The 25310-nt window shown below is 62.5% G+C and carries 22 protein-coding genes and 1 pseudogene; 11 read left to right on the top strand and 12 right to left on the bottom strand.

The annotated features are described in order from the left end of the window. Positions 1–14: 14 nt before the first annotated feature. From NKH29_RS02770 to NKH29_RS02750, 5 genes are all read right to left on the bottom strand, one after another. Positions 15–1292 (bottom strand): ABC transporter substrate-binding protein, encoded by a 1278-nt coding sequence (locus NKH29_RS02770; RefSeq protein ID WP_023720111.1) that lies wholly within the window; start codon positions 1290–1292, stop codon positions 15–17. Between the two features lie 30 nt (positions 1293–1322). Beyond that, the gene (locus NKH29_RS02765) at positions 1323–2510 is read right to left on the bottom strand and encodes a PLP-dependent transferase (RefSeq protein WP_023720112.1); all 1188 of its coding nucleotides are present in this window, start codon (positions 2508–2510) and stop codon (positions 1323–1325) included. Further along, the gene (locus NKH29_RS02760; protein WP_023720113.1) at positions 2507–3241 is read right to left on the bottom strand and encodes a FadR/GntR family transcriptional regulator; all 735 of its coding nucleotides are present in this window, start codon (positions 3239–3241) and stop codon (positions 2507–2509) included. Before NKH29_RS02760 ends, NKH29_RS02765 begins: the two co-directional genes overlap by 4 nt. 463 nt (positions 3242–3704) lie before the next feature. Beyond that, positions 3705–5078 carry a PleD family two-component system response regulator gene (locus NKH29_RS02755; RefSeq protein ID WP_352586987.1) on the bottom strand — a complete coding sequence of 458 codons (1374 nt, stop codon included), beginning with the start codon at positions 5076–5078 and terminating at the stop codon, positions 3705–3707. Between the two features lie 33 nt (positions 5079–5111). Further along, positions 5112–5528: a response regulator gene (locus NKH29_RS02750; protein ID WP_348625950.1), complete on the bottom strand. Its 417-nt coding sequence runs from the start codon at positions 5526–5528 to the stop codon at positions 5112–5114. A 172-nt stretch (positions 5529–5700) separates the two neighbouring features. Here NKH29_RS02750 and NKH29_RS02745 point away from each other — a divergent pair, with 172 nt between their 5' ends. After that, a complete protein-coding gene (locus tag NKH29_RS02745) occupies positions 5701–6000 on the top strand; it encodes a DUF3572 domain-containing protein (RefSeq protein ID WP_023720115.1) in 300 nt (99 codons plus the stop codon). A 66-nt stretch (positions 6001–6066) separates the two neighbouring features. On the opposite strand, the gene NKH29_RS02740 is transcribed toward NKH29_RS02745, so the two are convergent. Next, positions 6067–7551 (bottom strand): hypothetical protein, encoded by a 1485-nt coding sequence (locus tag NKH29_RS02740; RefSeq protein WP_352789174.1) that lies wholly within the window; start codon positions 7549–7551, stop codon positions 6067–6069. Positions 7552–7659: 108 nt separating this feature from the next. Beyond that, positions 7660–8235, bottom strand: a pseudogene (locus NKH29_RS02735) (GNAT family N-acetyltransferase). A gap of 68 nt (positions 8236–8303) precedes the next feature. Between NKH29_RS02735 and NKH29_RS02730 the strand changes: the two are divergent. Continuing rightward, positions 8304–9632 carry a DNA polymerase IV gene (locus NKH29_RS02730; RefSeq protein ID WP_023720118.1) on the top strand — a complete coding sequence of 443 codons (1329 nt, stop codon included), beginning with the start codon at positions 8304–8306 and terminating at the stop codon, positions 9630–9632. Between the two features lie 5 nt (positions 9633–9637). Here the strand turns inward: NKH29_RS02730 and NKH29_RS02725 are convergent, their stop codons facing one another. Then, positions 9638–10144 carry a hypothetical protein gene (locus NKH29_RS02725; RefSeq protein WP_352495357.1) on the bottom strand — a complete coding sequence of 169 codons (507 nt, stop codon included), beginning with the start codon at positions 10142–10144 and terminating at the stop codon, positions 9638–9640. 174 nt (positions 10145–10318) lie between these two features. Here NKH29_RS02725 and NKH29_RS02720 point away from each other — a divergent pair, with 174 nt between their 5' ends. Beyond that, positions 10319–11200 (top strand): DMT family transporter, encoded by an 882-nt coding sequence (locus tag NKH29_RS02720; RefSeq protein ID WP_352495358.1) that lies wholly within the window; start codon positions 10319–10321, stop codon positions 11198–11200. Positions 11201–11209: 9 nt separating this feature from the next. On the opposite strand, the gene NKH29_RS02715 is transcribed toward NKH29_RS02720, so the two are convergent. The 3 genes from NKH29_RS02715 to NKH29_RS02705 form a co-directional block, all read right to left on the bottom strand. Next, complete coding sequence (locus NKH29_RS02715) at positions 11210–12013, bottom strand: ion channel (protein ID WP_352482189.1); 804 nt, start codon at positions 12011–12013, stop codon at positions 11210–11212. Positions 12014–12071: 58 nt separating this feature from the next. Continuing rightward, positions 12072–15599, bottom strand: a complete 3528-nt coding sequence (gene dnaE, locus NKH29_RS02710) for a DNA polymerase III subunit alpha (protein WP_352814555.1) — start codon at positions 15597–15599, stop codon at positions 12072–12074. Positions 15600–16090: 491 nt separating this feature from the next. After that, positions 16091–18103, bottom strand: a complete 2013-nt coding sequence (locus tag NKH29_RS02705) for an acetyl-CoA carboxylase biotin carboxylase subunit (RefSeq protein ID WP_352998953.1) — start codon at positions 18101–18103, stop codon at positions 16091–16093. Between the two features lie 213 nt (positions 18104–18316). Here NKH29_RS02705 and NKH29_RS02700 point away from each other — a divergent pair, with 213 nt between their 5' ends. From NKH29_RS02700 to NKH29_RS02665, 8 genes are all read left to right on the top strand, one after another. Then, positions 18317–19444 carry an S-(hydroxymethyl)glutathione dehydrogenase/class III alcohol dehydrogenase gene (locus NKH29_RS02700; RefSeq protein WP_352961583.1) on the top strand — a complete coding sequence of 376 codons (1128 nt, stop codon included), beginning with the start codon at positions 18317–18319 and terminating at the stop codon, positions 19442–19444. After that, positions 19441–19713: a hypothetical protein gene (locus tag NKH29_RS02695; protein ID WP_352792020.1), complete on the top strand. Its 273-nt coding sequence runs from the start codon at positions 19441–19443 to the stop codon at positions 19711–19713. The genes NKH29_RS02700 and NKH29_RS02695 overlap by 4 nt, the downstream gene beginning before the upstream one ends. Before the next feature lie 20 nt (positions 19714–19733). Further along, entirely contained in the window at positions 19734–20303 is a 570-nt protein-coding gene (gene gfa, locus NKH29_RS02690; RefSeq protein WP_352792021.1) for an S-(hydroxymethyl)glutathione synthase, read from the top strand. Positions 20304–20369: 66 nt separating this feature from the next. Beyond that, complete coding sequence (locus NKH29_RS02685; protein WP_352482183.1) at positions 20370–20837, top strand: YaiI/YqxD family protein; 468 nt, start codon at positions 20370–20372, stop codon at positions 20835–20837. 4 nt (positions 20838–20841) lie between these two features. Further along, positions 20842–21519 carry a DUF1345 domain-containing protein gene (locus NKH29_RS02680; RefSeq protein WP_352482182.1) on the top strand — a complete coding sequence of 226 codons (678 nt, stop codon included), beginning with the start codon at positions 20842–20844 and terminating at the stop codon, positions 21517–21519. Positions 21520–21620: 101 nt separating this feature from the next. Further along, on the top strand, positions 21621–22499 hold the full coding sequence (locus NKH29_RS02675; RefSeq protein WP_352814563.1) for a cytochrome b/b6 domain-containing protein: 879 nt from the start codon (positions 21621–21623) through the stop codon (positions 22497–22499). Between the two features lies 1 nt (position 22500). Next, on the top strand, positions 22501–23310 hold the full coding sequence (locus NKH29_RS02670) for a molybdopterin-binding protein (protein ID WP_352482180.1): 810 nt from the start codon (positions 22501–22503) through the stop codon (positions 23308–23310). Positions 23311–23416: 106 nt separating this feature from the next. Continuing rightward, positions 23417–24235 (top strand): transporter substrate-binding domain-containing protein, encoded by an 819-nt coding sequence (locus tag NKH29_RS02665; protein WP_352998951.1) that lies wholly within the window; start codon positions 23417–23419, stop codon positions 24233–24235. Positions 24236–24247: 12 nt separating this feature from the next. Here the strand turns inward: NKH29_RS02665 and NKH29_RS02660 are convergent, their stop codons facing one another. Next, positions 24248–25246 carry a hypothetical protein gene (locus tag NKH29_RS02660; protein ID WP_352547341.1) on the bottom strand — a complete coding sequence of 333 codons (999 nt, stop codon included), beginning with the start codon at positions 25244–25246 and terminating at the stop codon, positions 24248–24250. Positions 25247–25310: the final 64 nt, after the last annotated feature.

The following is a 25310-nucleotide window of genomic DNA, read 5'->3' as shown; positions in this document are numbered from 1 at the left end:
AGAAGGAAGAAAAGCTATTTCTTGTTCTTGGCCAGCCAGTCCTGCTGTTCCTTGGTCAGGAACTTGGCCCATTCGTCGGCCACGTCCTTGGCCGCCTTCTGGCCAAGCAGCACTTCCTGAAAATTCTTGATCGCCACCTGGTCGACGAAATTGCCGAGGTTTTCCAGATGCGTCGGCGGCGTCACCATCTCGTATTTGTCGCCGTTGTTCAGTTCTTCGAACCAGCCCTTGAACTGCTCGGTCCTGAAGTGAGCGTCCTGGTCGGCGCCGTTGTGGATCGGAATGACGCCGACTTCCTTTGCCCATTCCAGATTGTCCTTGGGCGACAACAGCGTCGCCATCAGCTTCCAGGCATCGTCCTTGTGCTGGGAATTGGCGAACATCGCCCAGCCGGCATAACCGAGCGTCGGATAGGATTTGCCGCTCGGCCCGACCGGCATCGGCGCCACGGCGAAGTCGTCGGCGCTCATCTTGTCGGCGATGCCGAGCAGCGCGTCGGGATCCTGGTTCAGCATGGCGCAGGTGCCACTATAGAAGCCGGTGACGGTCTCGTTAAAACCCCAGCTCACCGCATCTTTCGGCGCCAGGCCATTCTTGTACATGTCGGCGAGCATCTGCAGGCCCTTGACCGAGCCTTCCTCGTTGATGGTCGAGGTGCCGTCCTCGTTGAAATAGCCGCCCTTACCCGCGGCAATGTTCATGAACATGTGCATGCCGTTGAAGGCGCCCGGGCCACCGCGCAGGCAGTAGCCGTATTTGCCCGGTATCGCCGAGATCTTCTTGGAGTCCTCGACGAATTCGTCGAGCGTCGACGGCGGACCGTCCAGGCCGGCCTCCTTGAACAGCTTCTTGTTCCAGAACAGCGCGTTCAGGTAATAGCCGTAAGGGATCATGTACTGCTTGTTGTCGACCGTCGAGCCGAACTGCTTGGCGCGCTCGCCCAGCGTTTTGGCATCGTCCCATTTGGCCATGTATGGCCCGAGGTCCTCGAGCTGGCCGTTGGTCGCGTAGAGGCCCATCCAGCGTTCCGGCATCTCGACGATGTCGGGCGTGTCGCCGGCCTGCACCATGGTGAGGAACTTCTCGAACGCCTGGCCCCAAGGCAGCGATACGAGCTCGACCTTGACGCCCGGATTGGCCGTCTCGAACTCGGCGATTTGCTTCTTGAGGAATTCGGTACGCGGCGGGCTGGTAATGACCTCGACCATCTTGATGGTGGAATCGGCCAGCACGCTGCCGGCGGAAATCGCGAGACCCGCGACGGCACCAAGAAGGATGCTCAGTTTTTTCATGTTCAGCACTCCCATTTTGAACGGCTCCTTTTATCTTTTTGCTCTGTCGAAGGCCTGGGCGACATCCGCCCACAGGTCTTCGACACTTTCCAATCCGACACTGAAGCGGATGGTTCGCGGGCTGACGCCGAAGCGCGCCATCGAATTCAGGCCCGGCGTCTGCTCGAGCGAGGCCTTTGCCGGAACGACCAGGCTCTCATGGCCGCCCCAGCTGACGCCGATGCGAAAGAGTTTCAGCGCATCGACGAAAGCCGGGATGTCGACGTCTTCCGTCACTTCGAATGAGAACAGCCCGGCATAGCCGGCAAGCGTCGCCTTGCCTGGATGGTTGGAATAGGCCGGGTGGTTGACCCGCTCGACATGGCCATGCGCCTTCAGCCGCTCGGCGATGGTCAGCCCGCTCTTCATGTGGTGCGGCAACCGCAGCGGCAATGTGCGCAGCCCGCGCAGCAACAGCCAGGCCTCGAAAGGCGAAAGCTTGCCGCCGAGATAGGAATAGGTCTGCTCGTTGATGTGTCGGATATGGGCAGCCGAACCGGCCACCACGCCGGCGACTGTGTCGCTGTGGCCGCCGAGATATTTCGAGGCAGAATGCAGCACCAGGTCGACACCGTGTGAAATCGGCTTCTGGAACACCGGCGTCGCCCAGGAATTGTCGATCGAGGTGACGATGCCCTGCTCTTTGGCCAGCCGTGCCAGATGCGTTATGTCCTGGAGCTCGAACATCATCGACGTCGGGCTTTCCAGGTAGAGCAGCTTGGCGCCGGGAAGTGCTGCGGCGACCGCGTCCGGATCGGAACCGTCGACATAGTCGACCTTGATGTTGAGCCGAGGCAACAGCCGTTCGAACAGCCGGTAGGCATCGCCGTAGCAATTGCGCACGACAACCATGCGCTCGCCGGCACCGACGAAAGCAAGCACCGTGGCGCTGATCGCCGCCATGCCGCTGGAAAAGCCGCGCGCGGCTTCCGCGCCTTCGAGAGCCGCGACACGCGCCTCGAACTCCATGACCGTCGGGTTGTCGCCACGCGAATAGATCGGCTGGCGTCGCCTGCCGGCGAATGTGTCGGCCATCTCGGCATAATTGGCGAAGGTGAAGAGCGAAGTCTGGTAGATCGGCGGCACCACCGCACCGCCGGGAAAAGGCTCGTCATGGGCGAGAAGCGTCGCAGCCTCGGCGAGATAGTCGTTTTCGAAACCGGCGGGATGGTCGTTCATTTCTGGCCTGAGAGTTTGAGTTTGGCCGCACCGCGTTTCAGATCGTCCTCGACGGTGGCGATCAGCTTCAGCGCCTCGGCCCGGGCTCCCTCCGGATCGTGCGCGGCGATGCGTTCGTAGATGGTGCGGTGGTAAGGAAAGCTGGCGTGGCCGAAGTCGCGCACGCCGAGCGGATGTTCCCAGAAACGGTGGAACAGCTCGTGCATGGCGGCGATGATCTGCTCGAACAGCGGATTGCCGGAAGCGCGGTAGATCGACTGGTGGAATTCCCAGTCCTCCTCCGCCGACATGCCGGCGCGCGTGTGGAAGGCCTGCTCCATAATGTCGAGCTTGCGCCCGATCTCGACGAGATTTGCCTGGCCGGCGCGAACGGCGCAAAGGGCGGCTGCTTCCGCCTCCAGCGCGCGGCGGATTTCCAGCGTCTGCATCAGGCTGGTGAAATCATTGCCGCCGGCCAGCGTCAGCGGCATGTGCAGCATGTCCAGCGACACCACTCCCTTGAGATAAGTGCCGCTGCCTTGCCGCCGCTCGACCAGGCCGAGCCCTTCCCAGCGCGTCAGCGCCTCGCGCACGGTGTTGCGGCTCACCTTGAGGCGCTCGGCAAGGATGCGTTCGGTCGGCAGTCTCTGGCCGGGCCCGAGGGCTTCCCGCATCACAAAGCCGGCCAGGGCCTTGAGCACCGCGTCGTCGCGAGCAGTTGCCTGTATGGGCGAAAGGCCGAATTCGGTCATGCCAACGGGTCACCAAAAATGGCTCAATGGTCCAACCAATTTCTGCATAGAAGACAGGCTCTGTCAATCGGCTGCAGGCACATGCGTACCGCCCCCAGCGTGCTGATCAAAAGGCGGCCTACCTGTCACGGCAAAAAGCCAGCATTTTCTGGATGCTGACACAGAGTCCTGATGTGTTTTGAAATTGGGGGCCGGCCGGCGTTTGGCAGCGGTACGAGGAGGCCACTATGTGCCAGCGCCGGCCGGCCGACCCCACGGACCCAGGAGATGCGGCGGACCTGAGCATCATGGGGTATTCTTCGGGTCGAACCGGCGATCTAGCCTCGTGCCGGTTACGTCTAAGGGCTGCACATTTGCGCACCAACTTATGAAAATCAACAGTTTCTTAACCAAGCCTCGCAAATCGCTTGGATTAAGGTAAATTCGTAACCTTGTCGCGTTGACTGGCTAATTGGTGTCCGGGCTATGCCGCCTTGGCGACGACGCGATTGCGGCCGCCGCTCTTGGCCTCGTAGAGCGCGAGGTCGGCGCGTTTCATTAGCGCCGCGACCGTGTCCACCCCTTTCAGCACCGACGACACGCCGACACTGACGGTGACTTCGATGGCCTTTCCTTCTGCGCCGACGGCAAACGGCAGTTGGGCGATTTCGGCGCGAATGCGCTCGGCGACCTTTTCGGCTACCGCACCGTCCGTGTCCGGCATCACCACGACGAACTCCTCGCCACCGAAGCGGCAGGCAAGGTCGATGCCGCGCACATTCTTGCGCAACCGCCGGGCGAATTCGCGCAGCACGTCATCGCCGCCGTCATGGCCATGCGCATCGTTGATGGTCTTGAAGCGGTCCAGATCGGTGATCATCACCGACAGCGGCCGGCGCCGTGCCACGGCGCGGTCGAACAGCGTCTGCAGATGGCTGTCGAGATAGCGGCGGTTGTGCAGGCCGGTCAGGGCATCGGTCACCGCCATCTCGATGGTCTGGGTGACGCTGGCGCGAAGCTGGTCGTTGTAGCGCTTGCGGCGCACCTGCGTGCGCAGCCGCGCGGTCAGCTCCTGCTGGTCGATCGGCCGCATCAGATAGTCGTTGATGCCGAGTTCGAGGCCGCGGATGATGCGCCCCTCCTCGCCCTCGTCCGCCAGAAGGATGATTGGCAGGAAACGGGTGCGATCGAGCGAGCGCAATTGCGAGCAGAGCCTCAGCGGGTCGAAATCGGCGAAGGCCGTCGAAATCATCACGCATTCGTAGGGCAACTCGGCAGCCTGAAAGAAACCGGCATGCGGATCGGTGGCGACGTCGAGATCGGCACTGCCGCGCAGCATCTTCTGGATGCGCTCGAAGGAGGATTTGCGCTCATCGACCAGCAGCACCTTCGGCACCGCGTCGTCGGCCGCGAAGTTGCGGCTCAAAAGCTCCTCGATGCCGATATTGCGCGTCGTCGAGGCGCGCAGCCGCAGCTCGTCTGTCAGCGACTTCAGCCTGACCAGGCTCTTGACGCGCGTCATCAGCTGCAGATCGTTGACCGGCTTGGTCAAAAAATCGTCGGCGCCGGCCTCGAGGCCGCGCACCCGGTCCGAAACCTGGTCGAGCGCGGTGATCATCACGACCGGGATGTGCGATGTCGCCGGATCACCCTTCAGCCGCCGGCAGACCTCGAACCCGTCCATATCGGGCATCATCACGTCGAGCAGCACGACGTCGACCTTGCCGTTCTCGCAGATCTCGATCGCATCCGGCCCGTTGGTGGCGGTCAGAACCTCGAAATATTCGGCGAGCAGCCGAACCTCCAGCAGCCTGACATTGGCTGGGATATCGTCGACGACCAGGATCCGCGCGGTCATGTCACAAAGCTCCGGCTCGGCTGGAAAGATACATCAGGCATCGCCCAGGTAGGATTTGATGGTTTCGATGAAACGCGGCACCGAGATCGGCTTGGAAATATACGCCTCGCAGCCGCCCTGGCGGATGCGCTCCTCGTCGCCCTTCATCGCGAAGGCGGTGACGGCAATGACCGGGATGACGTGGAGATCATCGTCCTCCTTCAACCATTTGGTCACCTCGAGGCCGGACACTTCGGGCAACTGGATGTCCATCAGGATGAGGTCCGGCCTGTGCTGCCGCGCCAGATCCAGCGCTTCCAGGCCGTTGCGTGTACGCACAGTCTCGTAGCCGCTCGCTTCGATCAGGTCGCGAAAGAGCTTCATGTTGAGCTCGTTGTCCTCGACGATCATAACCTTTTTAGGCATCGATTTCCCGTCCCGGCTGGCCTTCCACTCGAAGGGTGCCGTCATGCGCCCCTTGTCGGCACGCACCAAACCTGTTCCCACTATACGGCAATATGATTGACGAAACGGAAACCGGCCGCCGGAAAAGCGTTCGGATTCCAGGTCGGCGAGCTTGCTGCCGGCAACACTTGCCACTACTGCGAAAACAGAACGATTCCCCCACGAAGGAAAAGTAGCGATGGCAAACGCAGCGTCAATGCGCGAGGAAGCCGAAACCATTGCCGTAAAGGCGTTGGGCTTCGTCGCCGCCGATCCGGAACTTCTGCCCCGCTTCCTGGCGATCACCGGCATCGAGGCCCATTCCATCCGCCGGGCGGCCGGCGAGCCGGGTTTCCTGGCCGGCGTGCTGCAGTTCATCCTCGCCCACGAGCCGACGCTGATGCGTTTTTCGGAGGAAACCGGCACGCCGCCGGCCGCAGTGGGCAAGGCGTTGCGGGCACTGCCGCTCGGCGACGACAATCATGAGCATTCGACATAAGCCACGATGCCGAGACTGCGGGCAGATCGAAGAGCCTTCCGCAGACGATGGGCCACTGCTGGTGCTTTATGGCGTTGCCTCTTCCCCACTGTTGTCCGTCCCAACGGGGTCGGCCGGCTTCAGCATGGCGCCGTTGACCGTCACCGAACCGTCGGCTTTGGTGTTGATCACCCATTCAAGCCGGCCGTCCGGCAGCGTCTTGCCAAACCCTTTGATCGCCAGCGCGCCGGTAAAATACTGCGCGGCCTGCGGGTCCGTCTTCGCCGCCGTCTGCAAGGTCTCCACGATCTTGTCGTAGCCGGTGATGTCGATTGTCACGTCCGCACGCGGCTTCTTGCCGGGGAAGGTCATCTCGCCTTCCATCGCAATCTCGATGTTGCCGTTCTTGATCGTGCTGTGTCCGAGAATGGCCTTTGGCGTCTTGGCCAGGAAATCGGCGGAGATCTGGTTGCCGAAATCTGCCGGCAGCGGTGGATCCTTGCTGAAATCAAGGGTTTCGATGGTTTTCTTCGCCATGCTGTCCAGATCGATGTTGGCGCCGCCGAAGTTGAGGTCGATATCCGTCGGCAGCAACGCAACGCTCCAGCTGGGCAGCACCTGCTGCGGTATTGTCAGGCCGGAAACCTTGAACGCGTAGTTGATCTTGCCTTCCTTGGCGATGCCGTCCATGCCGACAGCGGTATTCAGTTGCGTCGCACCGAACTTGCCGACCGGACTCTCCACCACAAGGTCCTTGAAGCCGTAGGTGCCGTCGATCCGCTCCCACAACGGCAGTGCTGCCGTCAGAAGCGATTTGAACTCCGCCCCATCCGCCTTGAATTTGGCTGCATCATCAGTCGCCACGATGAAAGCAAGCAGGTCGAGCAGCGGCTTTGTCCGCAAACCCTTGCCGGCCGCATCCACAGAAAGTTCAGGCGCTTTTACAGCAGCCGGAAAACTCAACCCACTTTTGGGATCGTTGACTTTGATCGTTTCGGCGAAGTTCGTTATTTTTTCCGTCACCGTGAAATCGACGCCGCCGTTTGCGGATTTGGTCGAAACTATTACGGCAGTGCCAGGACCGACCGTGACATCCGCCTGCTGCTTGGGCTCTCGGGTGGTCATCGTCATGCCAGCCATCGAACCGGTTGCGCTCGCGAAAGCGGCCAGGTCGGGGTCATAAACTCCGGTGAACTTGTTGTCCGACACGGAGAAGTCGATGTGCTGCGCCCCCTCAGGGCCAACGAAATCGATAGACCCCTTCGGGGACACGTCCGCCGAAACGTCCCAGTGTCCATCTTTGCGCGGCTTGACCAAGATGAAGTAAGGCGTGATGTCGAACTTGAAGGCTTGCTGCTTTGCCATCAAATCCGTGACTGGCTTGAAGTCGAATGCGAGCTTGTAGGCATCGCCGTCGACTGAAATTTTCACGAACCCGATATCGAACAGCTTCTTTCCGATATAGCGCGCCAGATCGTCGGAAAGCTGCTTCGCCCCTTGCCTGTCGACCGCTTGGCCGAAGGCCGGTCCGCTGCAGGCAAGCAGTAAAACAAGTGGCAAAACGCGCTTCATGTCGATCCTCACTTATTCGCGGCCGTCAAACCGTTTCTATCACTGGTAGGGAATTACCATCACAACCGCAAGGCGAGCCGGACGGATCGATGTCGCCCGCGGCATTGCCTAAAGCACCAGCCGCACCAGCGGCCGGCCCGGCTTGCGCTCGACCAATCGCTGGAACCCGGCCTTTTCGAAGACCCGCGACGAGCCGACGAACAGCCCGATCGAGCGCGAATCCTTCGATAGATCGATCGGGCAGGCCTCGATCAGCCGGGCACCATTTTCCCGTGCGAAGTCGATGCCGCCTGTGACCAGGCGGTGCGACAGGCCCCTGCCGCGTGCCTTGGCGCGGATGAAAAAGCAGGAGATCGCCCAGACGCCGGGATCGGTGGCATCGGCGGGGTCGAGCGGCGCCGACCCCCTGCCCTGGTTGTTCCATTCGGGCACGTCGGCGCGCGGGCCGATCTGCATCCAGCCGACTGCCCGGCCGTCCTCGAAGGCCAGCAGGCCGGGCGGCGGCCCGGCCTCGATCCGCGCCTTGATATGATCCTTGTTGCGCTCCCGGTCGCTCGCGCGGCGCGCTGCCGGCGACAGCCGGAAATGTGTGCATCAGCAGCCGTAGCAGGCGCCTTGCTTACCGAAAAGATCTTCGAAATCCGCCCAAAGCTCGGGCACTAGCGGCGCTATGGTCGTATTCATGAGCTCTCTCCCGGCCCACCGCCTTGTCGTGGCGTCCGTCCTGACGTACCATTGCATTTGTTCTCTTTATGTTCGCAGCGATGGCGGCCCCTGTCAACAATCCCGAACACGGTTTTTGCCGCGACTGCCTGAATTTTCAGCGCAGCGAGGCACGCCGTTGCGAGCGCTGCGGCAGTCCGCGGCTTGCGCGCCATCCCGAGCTTTACCGGCTGCGCCTTGCCCATATCGATTGCGACGCGTTCTACGCGGCGGTCGAAAAGCGCGACAACCCGGCATTGAAGGACCGGCCGTTGATCATCGGCGGCGGCAAGCGCGGCGTCGTCTCCACCGCCTGCTATATCGCCCGCATCCATGGCGTGCGCTCGGCAATGCCGATGTTCAAGGCGCTCGAAGCCTGCCCGGACGCGGTGGTCCTCCCGCCGGACATGGAAAAATACGTCCGCGTCGGCCGCGAGGTGCGCGCCATGATGCAGGCGCTGACGCCGCTGGTCGAGCCGCTCTCGATCGATGAGGCCTTCCTCGACCTCGCCGGCACCGAGCGCCTGCATGGCCTGCCGCCTGCGGTGGTGCTGGCGCGCTTCGCTCTCAGCGTCGAAAAGGAGATCGGCATCACCGTTTCGGCAGGCCTGTCCTATTGCAAGTTCCTGGCCAAGGTGGCCTCGGACTTCCGCAAGCCGCGCGGCTTTTCGGTGATCGGCGAGGCCGAGGCTATCGGCTTCCTGGCCGAGCAGCCGGTGACGCTGATCTGGGGCGTCGGCAAGGCCTTTGCCGCCACGCTCGAGCGCGACGGCATCCGCACCATCGGCCAGCTGCAGCGCATGGAACGCGGCGACCTGATGCGCCGCTATGGCGTCATGGGCGACCGGCTCTACCGGCTTTCGCGCGGCGAGGACGACCGCCGCGTCGTTCCCGACCAGGACGCGAAAAGCGTCTCGGCGGAAACCACTTTCGACACCGACATCGCCTCCGTCGAGGAACTGGTTTCGGTGCTGAGGGCGCTGGCGGAGAAAGTCTCGGCCCGGCTGAAAAAATCCGGCATTGCCGGACGCACCGTCGTCCTCAAGCTGAAGACCCAGGATTTCAAGATCCGCACGCGCAATCGCCAGCTCGGCGATCCGACCCGGCTGGCCGACCGCATCTTTCAGACCGGGCTCGAGCTGCTACGCAAGGAAGCGGATGGCACGAAATACCGGCTGCTCGGCATTGGCGTCAGCGATCTCTCCGACGATGACCGGGCGGACCCGCCCGACCTGGTCGACGTCAAGTCACGCAAGCGCGCCATGGCCGAAGGCGCCATCGACACGCTGCGCGGCAAGTTCGGCCGCAGGGCGGTGGAAACCGGCTATACCTTCGGCAAGGGCCGTGATGCGCACCCGCCCGAACCGATCGAGGAGTGATAGTGCTAAGTGCGCCGCAGATCGATCCGGCTGGTAATCACGCGCTCGCCGGTTTTCGGGTCGACGTCGATAACGGTCAGCCGCATGCCGTCCTCGCCATTCTTCTCGACCGTCATTTGCGCCTTGCGATCGCCATTGACCTCCTTGGCCCAGCGGATGCCGAGATTGATTGCGTTGCCTTTTCGGCTGCCGCTCAATTGCGCCGGCCCGGTGCGCGATCCGACATAGGTGCCGCTGTATTTCGTCCCGCTGGACCTGAGGTCCGCGCTGATGTCGCGCGTCACCAAGATAAGACCGCGGCAGCTGCCGTCGAGCGACAATGAGTTCGACGTCGCGTCGGAATTGAAGTGACAGGAGACATTCACCGTCGGCGCATCGGTGGTGACCTTGACGATGCCCTTGCCGGCGAAATTCCCCTGGAATGAGCGAAGAAAATCCGGATCGTCGGCATGCGCTGCGCCGGCCCCGGCCGTCAGGCAGCCGGCAAGTACAAATCGTGCGAGTGATTTCATCGGACCGCTCCTCGTTGGTATCCAAAACACGGCACGCAAACACTGAGGGACCAACGCTTCCCTCAGCGGCGGGTTCCGGCTTCAACATCACTGTTTGCAACGCTTCACGGCTGGCCCAGTCGAATGCGTCGGCTAGCGGTTGCGATGAAAGCCCCGGCTTGCGACATAGCGCCCATGGCACCCGCACCCTCGATCCCCAAGGCCGCGTTCTGGATGGCGCTGTCGATCGCCTCGTTCCTGGCGATGTCGGTCGCCGGCCGGGCCACGACGGCAGAGCTCAACGTCTTCCAGGTGCTCGAGCTGCGCTCGGTGATCGGCTTTTTCATCCTGCTGCCGCTGGTCATGATGTCAGGCGGTTTTGCGGCGATGCGCACCGGGCGTCCGCTGGCCCATATCGCCCGCAACGTCGTCCACTATACCGGCCAGGCTGCCTGGCTTTACGCCTTGACGCTGATCCCGCTTGCGGTGCTGATCTCGATCGAATTCACCACGCCGATCTGGACCGCCCTGCTGGCGGTCGCTTTCCTCGGCGAAAGGCTCTCCCGGCCACGGCTTGCGGCAATCGTGCTGGGGCTGATCGGCGTGATGATCATCGTGCGCCCGGGCGTCGGTGCGGTCAATCCGGGGCATGTTATCGTGCTGGGAGCCGCAGTCTGCTTCGGCGTCTCGGTGGTTCTCGTCAAGTCGCTGACGCGGACGGACAGCGTCGTGCGCATCATCTTCTGGATGCTGATCATCCAGTCGGTGCTTGGCCTCGTCCCGGCGCTATACGAATGGCGCAACCCGCCGCTCGAGCTCTGGCCGTGGATCCTGCTGATCGCGTTTACCGGCATGTCGTCGCATTTCTGCATGGCCCGCGCACTTGTCTATGCCGATGCGACGGTCATCTCGCCAATGGACTTTTTGCGCGTACCGCTGTCGGCGGTGATCGGATGGCTGCTTTATCACGAGCAGATCGACGCCTTCACCGCTGGCGGTGGCGCGCTGATCCTGCTCGGCAATCTGCTCAATCTGCAGAAAAAAGCCGCCAAACCGGCTGAGGTCGCAGCATCGTAGCCCTGCAATTCAATCGCCATCGTCGGGTATGTTCAGAACGTGCCCACAGGCCTTGCAATGGACGGCGTCGGGCTCGTGCCGCTGCAGCCCGCATTGCGGGCAAGGAAAGAACACCTTGGTGGGACGGAAGAGCGCCTGCGCAAGCCTGACGAACAGCGATATGCCGATGATCATGGTGGCGATCGCGGTGAGCTTGCCGGCCACGCCGGGCAGGACGATGTCACCGAAGCCGGTCGTGGTAACTGTGGCGACGGTGAAATACAGCGCATCGACATAGCCCTCGAGACCGCCCACGGTGCGGAAGAAGAAGGTGTAGACGAAGCCGGTGATGACAAAGAGGAACGTCAGGAAATTGATGACCGCGCGGCTCGCCTCGCGCCATCGCCTGAAGCCGCGCATCTCGAGAAATCGCCACAGCGCGCCGCTACGCGACAGCGACCACAGCCGCAGGATGCGCAAAAAACCGAGATTGGCCAGCGCCGTAGGCATCAGCAGAGTCAGCAGGATGAAGGCATCGATCCACGACGCCGGCTGTCTCATCAGGCGCAGCATGTCGTTGGAGGCAAGCAGCCGGGCAATCATGTCGGCGGCGACGAGTGCTGCCACGGAGTAGTCCAGCCAGAGGAACGAGGACGACTTCTGTATCACCGGCGTGGCAATAAAAAAGGCAATGATGGCGAGGTCGATGACAACAGCCGCAAGCTGAAACCGGAACGCCGCCGCTGTGCGCCCGTGATATAGCTTGCGCAGCATGTCGCGGAGCCGCGCCAAGGCTGAAGAATCCTGCGCTCCACTCTTGTCTATTGCATTCATGGCGACTGCGATAACGTTTGGGCCACCAGCCGTCCAGTGTTGCCAGCCGGGCAGCCGGCTACACCAGCTCCACTTCCACCACGCCTGGCACAGCGCGCATCGCCGACGCGATCTGCGGCGAGACGCGGTAGCGGTTGGGCAACTCAATCTCGACCTCGCCCTCGCCGCCTTCCTTGATGACGATGATGCTCACCTGACTGTCGCCACGCTGCCCAAGTTGCGATTGGATTGTCGATGCCGGTGCGTCATTTCTGACGAAGATGCGCAGCGCTTTCTGGATGCGGCTTGCCTCGTCCTCCAGCGACTGCACGGTCTGGATGCGCAGATTGACGCCTTCCGGCCTGTCCTCGGCCGAAACGGTGATCACCACCGAGCGGCCGGGTTCGAGCAGGTCGCGGTATTGTGCCAGCCCCTCCGAAAACAGCACCGCTTCATACTGGCCCGACGTGTCGGAAAACTGCACGACGCCCATCTTGTTGCCGGTGCGCGTCTTGCGTTCCTGCTTGGTGGTGACGGTACCGGCGAGCCGGCCGGCGGCAGCACCGCGTTTGACGGCGGCCGAAAACTCGCCCCAGGTCTGCACCCGCATTTTCTGCAGCGCCGCCTTGTATTCGTCGAGCGGATGCGCCGAGAGATAGAATCCAACCACCTGGAATTCGCGATGCAGGCGATCGGCGGCGAGCCAGGGGTCGGTCGCCGGCAGGTTGAGTGCCCGCGACTGTGCGCCAAGCGAAGCGCCAAAAATGTCATGCTGGCCGGTGACGGCATTCTGCTGCGCCAGCGATGCCAGCCCCATCATCCGCTCGACGCCGGCCATCATCGCCGCGCGGTCGTGGCCGAAGCAGTCGAGCGCGCCAGCCATGATCAGGCTTTCGAAGACGCGCTTGCCGACGATCTTCGGATCTACCCTTTCGCAGAAATCGGCGAGGCTCTTGAACGGCTTTTCGCCGCGCGTGGCGACGATGTGCTCGACCGCCGCGTCGCCGACGCCCTTTAGCGCGGCCAGCGAATAGAAGATGCGGTTCTCGCCGACCTCGAAATCCCGGAACGACGTCATCACCGATGGCGCCACCACTTCGATGCCGAGACGCAGCGCATCCTGGCGGAAATCGGCGAGCTTGTCCGTATTGCCCATGTCGAGCGTCATCGATGCGGCCAGGAATTCGACCGGGTAATGCGCCTTCAGATAGGCGGTCTGGTACGACACGACGGCATAGGCGGCAGCATGCGATTTGTTGAAACCATAGTCGGCGAACTTTGCCAGCAGGTCGAAAATGAAGTCGGCTTGCGGCTTGCCGACGCCACGCTCGACCGCACCGGAAACAAAGCGCTCGCGCTGCTTGTCCATCTCGGCGCGGATCTTCTTGCCCATGGCGCGGCGCAGCAGATCGGCTTCGCCCAGCGAATAGCCGGAAAGCTCCTGCGCGATCTGCATCACCTGTTCCTGGTAGACGATGACGCCTTGCGTCTCCTTGACGAGATGGTCGATCTTCGGGTGGATCGACGCCATCTCCTCCTCGCCATGCTTTCTGGCGTTGTAGGTCGGGATGTTCTCCATCGGCCCCGGCCGGTAGAGCGCGACCAGCGCGATGATGTCCTCGATACAGTCGGGCCGCATGCCGATCAGCGCCTTGCGCATGCCGGCACTTTCCACTTGGAACACGCCGACCACCTCGCCGCGCGACAGCATGGCGTAGGTTTCCGGGTCGTCGAGCGGAATGTGGGCGAGATCGATCTCGATGCCGCGGCGGCGGATCAGCTTGACCGCCCTGTCCAGCACGGTCAGCGTCTTCAGCCCAAGGAAGTCGAATTTCACCAGCCCGGCCTGCTCGACATACTTCATGTTGAACTGTGTGACCGGCATGTCCGAGCGCGGATCGCGGTACATCGGCACCAGTTCCCACAGCGGCCGGTCGCCGATAACGATACCGGCGGCGTGCGTCGAGGCGTGGCGGTAGAGACCTTCCAGCTTCTGCGCCGTGTCGAGCAGCGTTTGCACGATCGGCTCCCGCTCGGCCTCTTCGGCAAAGCGCGGCTCGTTGGCGATGGCGTCGGCGAGCTTGACCGGATTGGCCGGGTTCGACGGCACCATCTTGCTCAGCTTGTCGACCTGGCCGTAAGGCATCTGCAGCACGCGGCCGACGTCGCGCAGCACCGCGCGCGCCTGTAGTGTGCCGAAGGTGATGATCTGGCCGACCTGGTCGCGGCCGTATTTCTGCTGGACGTAACGGATGACCTCCTCGCGCCGGTCCTGGCAGAAGTCGATGTCGAAGTCGGGCATCGACACGCGATCGGGATTGAGGAAGCGCTCGAACAGCAGCGAAAAGCGCAGCGGATCGATGTCGGTGATGGTCGTCGAATACGCAACCAGCGAGCCGGCGCCCGAACCGCGGCCCGGGCCGACCGGAATGCCTTGTGCCTTGGCCCATTTGATGAAGTCGGCAACGATCAGGAAATAGCCCGGATATTTCATCTTCTCGATGACCCCGAGCTCGAAATCCAGTCTTTCGCGATACTGGTCGGCCGTGTAGCCGGGTGTGAGCCCATGCGCCGCCAGCCGCGCGTCCAGCCCTTCATGCGCCTGCCGGGCAAGCTCCTGCGCCTCCGCTTTAACCGCCGCTTCGGCGTCGGCGACATCGCGGCCGGCAAAGCGCGGCAGGATCGGGTTGCGGGTCTTCGGATAGTAGGAGCAGCGCAGCGCGATCTCGACGGTGTTGTCGATTGCTTCCGGCAGGTCGGCGAACAGCCTCGCCATATCGGCCTGGCTTCTCAGGAAGTGGTCGGGCGAAAGGCGGCGGCGATTGTCGGCCGCAACCACGGAGCCTTCGGCGATGGCGATCAGCGCGTCATGCGCCTCATAGTCTTCACGAGAAAAGAAAAACGCCTCGTTGGTGGCAACCAGCGGCAGATCGTGGCGGTAGGCGAGGTCGACCGACGACTGCTCGATCGTGCGGTCGTAGCCGGACACGCGCTCCAGCTCGACATAGAGCCGGTCGCCGAACAGGCCCTTGAGCGCCAGGAGCCGGGTCTCGGCGAGTTCGCGGCGGTCCTCTTTCAAGGCATTGCCGATCGGGCCTCGCGGCCCGCCCGTAAGGCAGATCAGACCGTCGGAGTGGCCCTGCAGCATCTCGGTCGTCAGATGCACCGCTTCGCCGGGCGGTGTCTCGAGGTAGACGCGGCTGACCAGCCTGACCAGATTGCCGTAGCCGGCCTCGGTTGCGGCGATCAGTACGACGGGCCGCATCTCCGGTCCTTGCCGCCTGCGGTCGCGCTGGCTGTCGCTCGCCTCGCCGGAAAAGGCGAGGTCGATCTGGCAGCCGATGATCGGCTGGATGCCGTCCTTCACGGCTTTCTGGGCGAATTCCAGCGCGCCGAACAGATTGTTGGTGTCGGTGACGGCGATTGCCGGGCACTCGTCCTGCACCGCATGGCCGACGATCTTGCCGAGCTGCAAGGCGCCTTCGAGCAGAGAATAGGCCGAATGCACGCGCAGATGAATGAACCGACGCGCCGCCTGCTCCGCCCGCGACGCCTTCGCATAGGCCTCGCGCAGCAAGGGATCGCGTGGAAGTCTCTCATCCGCCATGGTTTTTTCGCGCCGCCTCACAAGGACTCAGTCGATGAAGATGTATTGTCCGGCACCGGGTAACACGAGTCCAGCGGAAGCGATTGGAGCTTTGTGAGTTTAGAGCAACCGCCGAACCTGCCAATCTCCCCCCTCGTGGGGGAGATGTCCGGCAGGACAGAGAGGGGCGCTGTCCCGCCGACGTCAGGCCTGAAAACAAAAAACCCGCCACAGCGGGCGGGTCGTTGGAGCCATTTAGCACCATACCCAGACTAATAGCATAGCTGCCGGCACAAAGCAAGAACAAAATACGCCACGACGGCAAAAAGCGAATTCCTCACGGCCTCGCCTGTCCCTCCTCCACTGAGCGTGCCAACCCATTGCAAGGTCGCGTTTCTTCGCGCCCCTCTCTGTCCTGCCGGACATCTCCCCCACGAGGGGGGAGATTGGCCGTCACCTCGGCTTTCGCTAATCTCCAACGTCCCAGGCCGGCGCCGAGGCGGATTTCAGCCTCACGCGAATTGCATGATCACCGCATCGACCGCAAGGCTGTCGCCGGGCTTGGCGTTGAGCTTCGATACGATGAGATCGCGCTCGGCGCGCAGCACGTTTTCCATCTTCATCGCCTCGACCACCGCCAGCGTCTCGCCGGCCTTGACCTCCTGCCCCTCGGCAACCGCAATCGACACGACGAGGCCAGGCATCGGGCAGAGCAGCATCTTCGACGTGTCCGGCGCCACTTTTTCCGGCATCAGCCTTTCGAGTTCGGCGGTGCGCGGCAGCATGGCGCGGGCTGTCACAGACATGCCTTTCCAGGCAAGGCGGAACCCGTTCAGCACCGGCCTGACCTGCGCCGCGACTTTGCGGCCGCCGACCGTGCCGCGCCAGATGAGATCGCCCGGCCGCCAGTCGGAGGTCACCCTCAGTGCCTTGTCGCCGTCGATTGTGAGGTCGAGCTCCATCGGAATGGAAATCATGCCTTCGACGATGGCGACCGAAAGATAATCCCGGCCGATCTTCACCGCCCAATCGCGTTTCAAGGCGCCGGAATGCGGCGCCAGCCGCCCGCCCAGCCGGTCGAGCCGGTCGCGGCGCAGCAGTTCGACCGCGGTGGCGATCGCGGCCAGCACCGCTTTCTCCTCGGCGTCTGGCACGATCGGCGCGAAGCCGTCTGGGTATTCCTCGGCGATGAAAGCGGTCGATATCAGCCCTTCCCGCCAGCGCGGATGCTGCATCAGCGCCGCCAGGAACGGTATGTTGTGCTCGATGCCGTCGACGACGAAACTGTCCAGCGCTTCCGACATCGCATCTATTGCCGCAAGCCGTGTCGGCGCCCAGGTGCACAGCTTGGCGACCATCGGATCATAGAACATCGAGATTTCCGAGCCTTCGGTGACGCCAGTATCGTTGCGGATGACTATTTCGCCAAATTGCCCCTCGTCCGGCGGCCGGTATCTCGTCAACCGGCCAATCGACGGCAGAAAGTTGCGATATGGGTCTTCGGCATAGAGGCGGCTTTCCACCGCCCAGCCGTTCAGCTTGACGTCGCCCTGCTTGATGGCGAGCTTTTCGCCGGCTGCCACGCGGATCATCTGCTCGACCAGGTCGATCCCGGTGACCAGTTCCGTCACCGGATGCTCGACCTGCAAGCGCGTGTTCATTTCCAGGAAATAGAAGTTCTTGTCGCTATCGACGATGAATTCGACCGTGCCGGCGCTCTGGTAGTCGACCGCCTTGGCCAGCGCCACCGACTGCTCGCCCATGGCTTTGCGGGTCTTGGCATCGAGGAACGGCGACGGCGCCTCTTCTACGACCTTCTGGTTGCGGCGCTGGATCGAGCATTCGCGCTCGCCGAGATAGAGCGTGTTGCCATGGGCGTCGGCTAGCACCTGGATTTCGATATGGCGCGGATCGACAATGAACTTCTCGATGAAGACGCGGTCATCACCGAACGAGCTTTTGGCCTCCGACCGCGCCCGGTCGAAGCCGTCGCGCACCTCTGCCTTGCTCCAAGCGATGCGCATGCCCTTGCCGCCGCCGCCGGCCGAGGCCTTGATCATCACGGGATAGCCAATTTCGCCGGCGATCTTTTCGGCATGGGCGGCGTTTTCGATGACGCCGAGCCAGCCGGGCACCGTCGAAACCTTGGCGGCGTTGGCGAACTTCTTCGATTCGATCTTGTCGCCCATTGCCTTGATGGCCTTGGGCTTCGGGCCGATGAAGACGATGCCTTCCTGCTCCAGCGCCTCGCAGAAGGATGCCCGCTCGGACAGGAAACCGTAGCCGGGATGCACGGCCTCGGCCCCTGTCGCCTTGCAGGCGGCGATGATCTTTTCCGGGGCCAGATAGCTTTGCGCGGCGGGAGAAGGGCCGATATGCACCGCCTCGTCAGCCATTTCGACATGCACCGCGTCGCGGTCGGCGTCGGAATAGACCGCGACGGTGGCGATGCCCATCTTGCGCGCCGTCTTGATCACGCGGCAGGCGATCTCGCCACGGTTGGCGATCAGGATCTTTGTGAACATGCAGGCCTCGTCCCTCGGCTGCCCTTCTTTTCTGGGCTTCCCGTTTTATGGGCTTCAGGGGGCCGGTCAAGGCAAAGTCGGAGCCTATCCCGGATGCAAATCGGCGAGCTCTGACGAAAATCCGGGATCAGAACGTCGCTTCGTGCATAGCGCAGAGCTGAGTGGTAAGTTAAATCTAACCTGGATTGCAGACTGCCATGGGAGGATTGCCTGATGAAAACGCGCGCCGCTGTCGCCGTCGCCGCCGGAAAACCGCTGGAGATCATGGAGGTCGACCTCGACGGTCCCAGTGATGGCGAGGTGCTGGTCGAGATCAAGGCAACCGGCATCTGCCACACCGACGAGTTCACGCTGTCGGGCGCCGACCCGGAAGGCCTGTTTCCGGCGATCCTCGGCCATGAGGGCGCCGGCATCGTCGTCGACGTCGGCAAGGGCGTCACCTCGGTCAAGAAGGGCGACCATGTCATCCCGCTCTATACGCCGGAATGTCGGCAGTGCCCCTCCTGCCTGTCGCGCAAAACCAATCTGTGCACCGCGATCCGCGCCACGCAGGGACAGGGCTTGATGCCTGATGGCACCTCGCGCTTCTCGATCGGCAAGGACAAGCTGTTCCACTATATGGGCTGCTCGACTTTCTCCAATTTCACCGTGCTGCCGGAGATCGCGGTGGCCAAGGTCAATGCCGACGCCCCCTTCGACAAGATCTGCTACATCGGCTGCGGCGTCACCACCGGCATCGGCGCTGTCATCAACACGGCCAAGGTCGAGCAAGGCGCGACCGCTGTCGTCTTCGGCCTCGGCGGCATTGGCCTCAACGTCATCCAGGGCCTGCGCCTTGCCGGCGCCGACATGATCATCGGCGTCGACCTGAACAACGACAAGAAGGCCTGGGGCGAGAAATTCGGCATGACGCATTTCGTCAATCCGAAGGAGGTCGACGGCGATATCGCGGCTCATCTCGTTAACATGACCAAGCGCGGCGCCGACCAGATCGGCGGCGCCGACTACACGTTCGACTGCACCGGCAATACGAAAGTCATGCGGCAGGCGCTTGAATCGTCCCACCGTGGCTGGGGCAAGTCGGTCATCATCGGCGTTGCCGGCGCCGGCCAGGAGATCTCGACGCGGCCGTTCCAACTGGTTACCGGCCGCACCTGGATGGGCACCGCCTTCGGCGGCGCGCGCGGCCGCACCGACGTGCCGAAGATCGTCGACTGGTACATGGACGGCAAGATCGAGATCGATCCTATGATCACCCACACGCTGAAGCTCGAGGACATCAACAGGGGCTTTGACCTTATGCATGAAGGCAAGTCGATCAGGAGCGTGGTAGTCTATTGAAGGAGGTACTGATCCGGGTTCGGATCCGATATCCGAATTTCAGTGAGTCGCTCAGTATGCAGAGCTGGCAATTCGGCGAACATCTTTGGGTAGCGCTTAGGAATAACAACCGCATTCGCATCGACCTCGATGATATCGACCGTGGCAGAGAAGAAATATCGTTTCTGGTGCGTGATACATATCTGAGCAAGGCGCTCAAGGTGGTTGAGCGCGTCAAGCAAGAACACCGTATGGAGAATGAAGCGGTAATCGAAACGGAACCAGCATAGAACCAAGGGAGGAAACAAAAATGCCGGAAAAACTGCATCCTAAGATCGACAATGGACTGCCCCGGGAAAAGGCCGACTTTGCCGGCGGCACGCTGGTCTGCGCCTGCACCAGCAACCCGGTCAAGGTGAAGGTCAAAGGCCAGATCGCCCATAACCATGCCTGCGGCTGCACCAAATGCTGGAAGCCGGAAGGCGCATTGTTCTCGGTCGTGGCGGTTGCCGGTACGGGCGACGTGACGGTGACCGAAAACGGCGACAAGCTGAAGGTGGTCGATCCGGGCGCGCTGATCCTGCGCCATGCCTGTACGGGTTGCGGCGTCCACATGCATGGCCCGGTCGAGCGCGATCACGCGTTCAAGGGGCTCTCCTTCATCCATCCGGAGCGCTTCCAGGAGGATGGCTGGTCGCCTCCAGGCTTCACCGCCTTTGTCTCGTCGATCATCGAATCCGGTGTCGATCCGAGCCGCATGGAGGGTATAAGGTCACAGCTGAAGTCGATCGGGCTCGAGCCTTATGACTGCCTCAATCCTGGCTTGATGGACTATATCGCCACCTGGACGGCAAAGAGATCCGGCGCGTTGCCGGCCTAGTAGCCGCTCGACTATCATCGATCGAGCCGGGCGACGTCGCCCGGCTCTTTCACATTTGGAACAACGATGCCCGCACCCGCTATTCTCGTCGATGCCGATGCCTGCCCAGTGAAGGCCGAGGTCGAAAAGGTCGCCGAGCGGCACGGCATCGTCGTCACCTTCGTCTCCAATGGCGGCTTGCGTCCATCGCGCGATCCGATGATCCGCAATGTCGTCGTCTCCAAGGGTGCGGACGCCGCCGACGACTGGATTGTCGAAAATGCCCGGCCCAACGACATCGTAGTGACCGCCGACATCCCGCTTGCTGCCCGCGCGGTGGCGCTTGGCGCCCATGTACTCGGCCCGACGGGACGCCCGTTTACGCCTGAGACGATCGGCATGGCGGTGGCGATGCGCGACCTCAAGCAGCACCTGCGCGAGACCGGCGAAAGCAAGGGCTACAATTCGAGCTTCGCGCCGCAGGATCGCTCGCGGTTTCTCGGCGAGCTTGACCGCATCTTGCGGCGGGCGCTGAAATCCGCCTCAGCGGACTGAAACCATGACGACCGGTACCCCCACCAGGATGCCCATGCAACGCCACACGCCGTTCGCGCTGTCGGCCTGCATCGGCGTGGCAGCCTTCGCCGCAGCGCTGATCTGGCGTGCGCCGCTTGCCTATTCGATCGGCGCCAATGTGTTCTTTGCCGCCTATCTCTGTCTTGTCGTCGCTCACATGCCGCGGCTTACTGGCAGCTATCTGCGCAAGAATGCAGGCGACACGGACCTGCCGGTGCTGGCCATCTTCGCGGTCACGCTGGTTGTGGTCGCAATTGCCATCATCTCGTTGTTTCAATTGATCAACAGGGAGAAGAGCGCGGATCCCGTCGAGCTTACGGTGGCGTTATTGTCTATCCCGCTTGGCTGGTTGACCATCCACGCGATGGCGGCACTTCACTACGCGCATCTCTATTGGTTGGACGGCGATGCGATGGATGGCGACACCAAAAAGAAAATCCCGGTCGGCGGCCTCGACTTCCCGGGCGGCAAACGGCCGGAAGGCTCGGATTTCCTCTACTTCGCCACGGTGATCGGCATGACGGCGCAAACCGCCGACACCAACATCACGACCTCGCAAATGCGCCGTGTCGTGCTTGTGCATTCGATCCTGTCGTTCTTCTTCAACACGGTCATTGTGGCAGCCGCAGTCAACCTCGCGGTCAGCCTCGGCAGTCCGTAATAAATCCGTGATCGGGTGAAACATCGCTTAAGCTGACGACGTATTGGGAGGAGAAGAGATCTGACAGGCCGCGGCGAACACGCGGCCGGAGGGAACACCAGATGGAGTCGCTTGCCAGAAACCAAGCCGCCGGAGCAGATACCGCCGCGCCGAGCGATGCGACGCTGATCTATCGGCAGTCGCGCTGGACGCGGCTGACGCATTGGCTATGGGCGATCGCGCTGTTCTTCATGCTGCTTTCCGGTCTGCAAATATTTAACGCCCGCCCACAGCTCTACATCGGCAAGGAGTCGGGCTTTGGCTATAACAACACCATCTTCGCCATCGGCGCCGAGAACACGGTGACCGGCCCGCGCGGCTACACCGAGATCTTCGGCAAGCGCTTCGACACCACCGGCGTGCTCGGCTGGTCGGGTCCGGCCGGCCAGGAGACCTCCCGCGCCTTCCCGTCCTGGGCGACGATCCCTTCCTACTACGATCTCGGCACCGCGCGCGTCGTTCATTTCTTCTTCGCCTGGGTGCTGACCACCACGCTGCTGGTCTGGCTGGTCGCCAGTCTGATCAACGGCCATTTGCGGCGCGATCTTGCCCCGCGCCTCGATGATTTCAGGCGGCTGCCGCGAGACATTGTCGACCATGCCAGGTTCAGGTTCCACCACAGGCGCGAATACAACACCTTGCAGAAGATGGCCTATGGCGGCGTGCTGTTCGTGCTGCTGCCGCTGATGATCATCACCGGCCTGGCCATGTCGCCGAGCATGAACTCGGTGCTGCCATTCCTGAACGACCTGCTCGGCGGCCGGCAGACGGCGCGCACCATTCACTTCACGGTGATGCTGCTGCTCGTCGCCTTCTTCGTCATCCACATCCTGATGATCCTGGCCGCCGGCCCGATCAACGAGCTGCGTTCGATTATCACCGGCTGGTATCGAACCGACCCGCCGGCGAATGGCGACAAAGCACCCGAGAGGAGCGCCTGACATGGCGAAATTCGAGATCAGCCCCAAGCTACAGATAAGCCGAAGAAAGTTCCTGACCTCGGCCAGCCTCGGCCTTTCCGGCATCATGCTTTCGGGCTGCGACGCCTTCGACAGCCAGCTTGGCGTCGGCGACGGCCTGCGCAGCTTCCTCGAAAGCGCCAATGGGCTGACCTGGCGGGCGCAGCGGCTGCTTGCCGGCCGTGACGCGCTGGCGCCGGAGTTCACCGAGGCCGACATTCGCCAGCCGCAGCGGCCGAACGGCGTCACCGCGCCCGACGACGATTTCTACAAGGGCCTGCTCGCCAACGATTTCGCCGACTGGCGGCTGGAGGTTTCCGGCCTCGTCGAAAAACCGCTGTCGCTGAGCCGCGAGCAGCTGATGAACATGCCGAGCCGCACCCAGATCACCCGCCACGACTGCGTCGAGGGCTGGAGCTGCATTGCCAAATGGACCGGCACGCCACTGTCGCTGGTGCTCGACCAGGCGGTGGTCAAGCCGCAGGCGCGCTACGTCATGTTCCACTGCCTCGATACGATCGACCGCAGCCTTGCCGGCGATATCAAATATTACGGCTCGATCGACCTGATCGATGCCCGTCATCCGCAAACGATCCTTGCCTATGGGGTCAACGGCAAGCCGTTGCCGGTCGAGAACGGCGCGCCGCTACGCGTCCGCGTCGAGCGCCAGCTCGGCTACAAAATGCCGAAATATCTCACCAAGATCGAGCTGGTCGACGGCTTTGCCAATCTCGGCGGCGGCAGAGGCGGCTATTGGGAGGACAATGGCTACGACTGGTACGGCGGCATCTGACCGAAACCTGACCTAAGCCTCAGCTAACTGTCGTCGTCGCTGTCGTCGCCGTCGCTGCGCAGTGCCGGATTCAGGTCAGGATTGTCGTCAGGGGTAACAAGCTTTGATGATCGGCCCAACTATACTTGCCCTTTCTGCCTGGTTGGCTTTGTCGCTGCTGCCAGCCCGGGCGGACGACAGCCTCAAACGCATCATCGACCAGAAGACACTGACGGTCGGCGTGGCGCTCAACCCGCCATGGATCCTCAAGAAGGCCGACGGGAAGTTCGCCGGCTATGATGTCGACCTTACCAGTGCGCTGGCGTCTGATCTCGGCGTCGACCTGAAGCTGGTCGAGGTGCCCTGGAACGACCTCAAGACACGACTGCTCAAGGGTGATTTCGACTTGATCGCGGCGGGCTACGCCAGCACGCCGGAACGCGCACGCGAGGTGGTGTTCTCCAACCAGACCGGTACCGCCGATATCCGCATGGTTGCGACGATCGCCAGCCTTGGGAAAAGGCCGGGAAAGGCAGTAGCGGCGCCGGGATACAAGATCGCCGTGTTGTCCAATTCCACCGATGAAGCCGCCGCGAAGGAAGCTTTTCCCAAGGCGACCATCCTGTCTTTCAACAATACCTCAGATGTTTTCGCCGCGATCATCGGCGGCGACGCACAGGCGATGGTCGCCACATCGCCAACGCCGCAAATGGCCGCCAGGCTCTATGACGCGAAATTGAAAATGGTGGGCGGTCCGCTGTTGCGGACGCCGGAGGCGTTTGCCATGCGGCCGGACGATGTCCGCCTCATCCAATACGTCAACAACTGGATCGGCGCGCGTACCGCTGACGGCACCATAGGCGGCGTGCGCCGCTACTGGTTCGGCAGCTTCAAATGGATGTCGCGGTTCGACACCGGCGCCAAGCCGGAACCTGCCAAGCAATAGGTTGGCGACCTGTTATGCGACCTTGTCGATCAGCGGCTTGAGCGCCGGGTGGATTTCCGGCGAGGCGTGCTTGATCAGCGTCAGCAACGCACGCTCGTTCTCCTGCAGCGGCCGGTCGCCGATGTGTTCAGCTAGCCATTTCGCCTCGCCGGCATCGACCGTCTCGGCGCGGCGGGCCAGAGCCTCGGCTGCGTTGTTCCTCGATTCCCATTCGGCCTCGACGTCGCCCGGTGAACGATAGGCCTCCATAATGCCGGACAGGCCACCCGACACCATGCGGCTGAAGAAACCGCCGATCTCCGGATCGGCCTGCTCGAAAAAAGCATCCCGGCGCAGCGCCACATCGCGCACCGGCGCTTCGTAGCCGGCCGAACACATGACGAAATTGGCGATCGCCTTGACGAACAGATCGTTCCACGACGGATCATTGTCGCCCGCCACTGTCCGCTCGTTGATCTTGAACAGCACCTCGGCCTCGGCGCGGCTGATGGCGATGTTGCCATCGCCGCCATAGGCGTAAAGGATGCGGCGCAACAGCTCGACCTCAGCCTTGGCTATCGACCCAGGGATAAGCCTGCCGCCGGTCGTCAGCGGCCCCTTGCCATCCACGACCGCATGAGCGACCTGCTCCAGCGCATAGCCGGAAAGCGTGCTCGGCGATGATTTGGCAACTTCCAGCACGTGCACTAGCAGCTCGAGTTCGGTTCGGCTGTCAACCATGCCGTCGCGCGAAATCGCCCGGATCAGCCAGTCGGCATTGTCCTGGGAAACATAGCCGGCCGGCTGTTCCTGGTGGACGATGAAGTCGGTGACGGCCTCGACGAAAAACTCGAGCCATTCCGCGCATTTGTCCCTCGCCGTCGCGTCGAGCGCAAACAGCGCCTCGGCCTCGCCGCGCGTTACCACGCCGTCGCCGAACACTTCGCCGCGCAGCATGACCACGTCTTCCGCCGTGATCCGATTTTTCGAGGTCAGCCCGGCCACTGGCGCGCTCATGATCAATTCGCCCATTTTGTTCCCCGCCCGCCGCCGGCAATTGCCGGCCCTTATCCGGCATATCAGCAAGGTCTTGAGA

The sequence above is a fragment of the Mesorhizobium sp. M1295 genome, assembly GCF_040318135.1.
GTDB lineage: Bacteria > Pseudomonadota > Alphaproteobacteria > Rhizobiales > Rhizobiaceae > Mesorhizobium.
Note: the sequence above shows the minus strand (reverse complement) of the source record. Positions and strands in the feature narration are given on the sequence as shown.

Coding starts and splice junctions, on each gene's coding strand:
- NKH29_RS02770 (WP_023720111.1), bottom strand. CDS start 1,292: ATGAAAAAACTGAGCATCCTTCTTGGTGCCGTCGCGGGTCTCGCGATT.
- NKH29_RS02765 (WP_023720112.1), bottom strand. CDS start 2,510: ATGAACGACCATCCCGCCGGTTTCGAAAACGACTATCTCGCCGAGGCT.
- NKH29_RS02760 (WP_023720113.1), bottom strand. CDS start 3,241: ATGACCGAATTCGGCCTTTCGCCCATACAGGCAACTGCTCGCGACGAC.
- NKH29_RS02755 (WP_352586987.1), bottom strand. CDS start 5,078: ATGACCGCGCGGATCCTGGTCGTCGACGATATCCCAGCCAATGTCAGG.
- NKH29_RS02750 (WP_348625950.1), bottom strand. CDS start 5,528: ATGACGGCACCCTTCGAGTGGAAGGCCAGCCGGGACGGGAAATCGATG.
- NKH29_RS02745 (WP_023720115.1), top strand. CDS start 5,701: ATGGCAAACGCAGCGTCAATGCGCGAGGAAGCCGAAACCATTGCCGTA.
- NKH29_RS02740 (WP_352789174.1), bottom strand. CDS start 7,551: ATGAAGCGCGTTTTGCCACTTGTTTTACTGCTTGCCTGCAGCGGACCG.
- NKH29_RS02730 (WP_023720118.1), top strand. CDS start 8,304: ATGTTCGCAGCGATGGCGGCCCCTGTCAACAATCCCGAACACGGTTTT.
- NKH29_RS02725 (WP_352495357.1), bottom strand. CDS start 10,144: ATGAAATCACTCGCACGATTTGTACTTGCCGGCTGCCTGACGGCCGGG.
- NKH29_RS02720 (WP_352495358.1), top strand. CDS start 10,319: ATGGCACCCGCACCCTCGATCCCCAAGGCCGCGTTCTGGATGGCGCTG.
- NKH29_RS02715 (WP_352482189.1), bottom strand. CDS start 12,013: ATGAATGCAATAGACAAGAGTGGAGCGCAGGATTCTTCAGCCTTGGCG.
- dnaE (WP_352814555.1), bottom strand. CDS start 15,599: ATGGCGGATGAGAGACTTCCACGCGATCCCTTGCTGCGCGAGGCCTAT.
- NKH29_RS02705 (WP_352998953.1), bottom strand. CDS start 18,103: ATGTTCACAAAGATCCTGATCGCCAACCGTGGCGAGATCGCCTGCCGC.
- NKH29_RS02700 (WP_352961583.1), top strand. CDS start 18,317: ATGAAAACGCGCGCCGCTGTCGCCGTCGCCGCCGGAAAACCGCTGGAG.
- gfa (WP_352792021.1), top strand. CDS start 19,734: ATGCCGGAAAAACTGCATCCTAAGATCGACAATGGACTGCCCCGGGAA.
- NKH29_RS02685 (WP_352482183.1), top strand. CDS start 20,370: ATGCCCGCACCCGCTATTCTCGTCGATGCCGATGCCTGCCCAGTGAAG.
- NKH29_RS02680 (WP_352482182.1), top strand. CDS start 20,842: ATGACGACCGGTACCCCCACCAGGATGCCCATGCAACGCCACACGCCG.
- NKH29_RS02675 (WP_352814563.1), top strand. CDS start 21,621: ATGGAGTCGCTTGCCAGAAACCAAGCCGCCGGAGCAGATACCGCCGCG.
- NKH29_RS02670 (WP_352482180.1), top strand. CDS start 22,501: ATGGCGAAATTCGAGATCAGCCCCAAGCTACAGATAAGCCGAAGAAAG.
- NKH29_RS02665 (WP_352998951.1), top strand. CDS start 23,417: ATGATCGGCCCAACTATACTTGCCCTTTCTGCCTGGTTGGCTTTGTCG.
- NKH29_RS02660 (WP_352547341.1), bottom strand. CDS start 25,246: ATGGGCGAATTGATCATGAGCGCGCCAGTGGCCGGGCTGACCTCGAAA.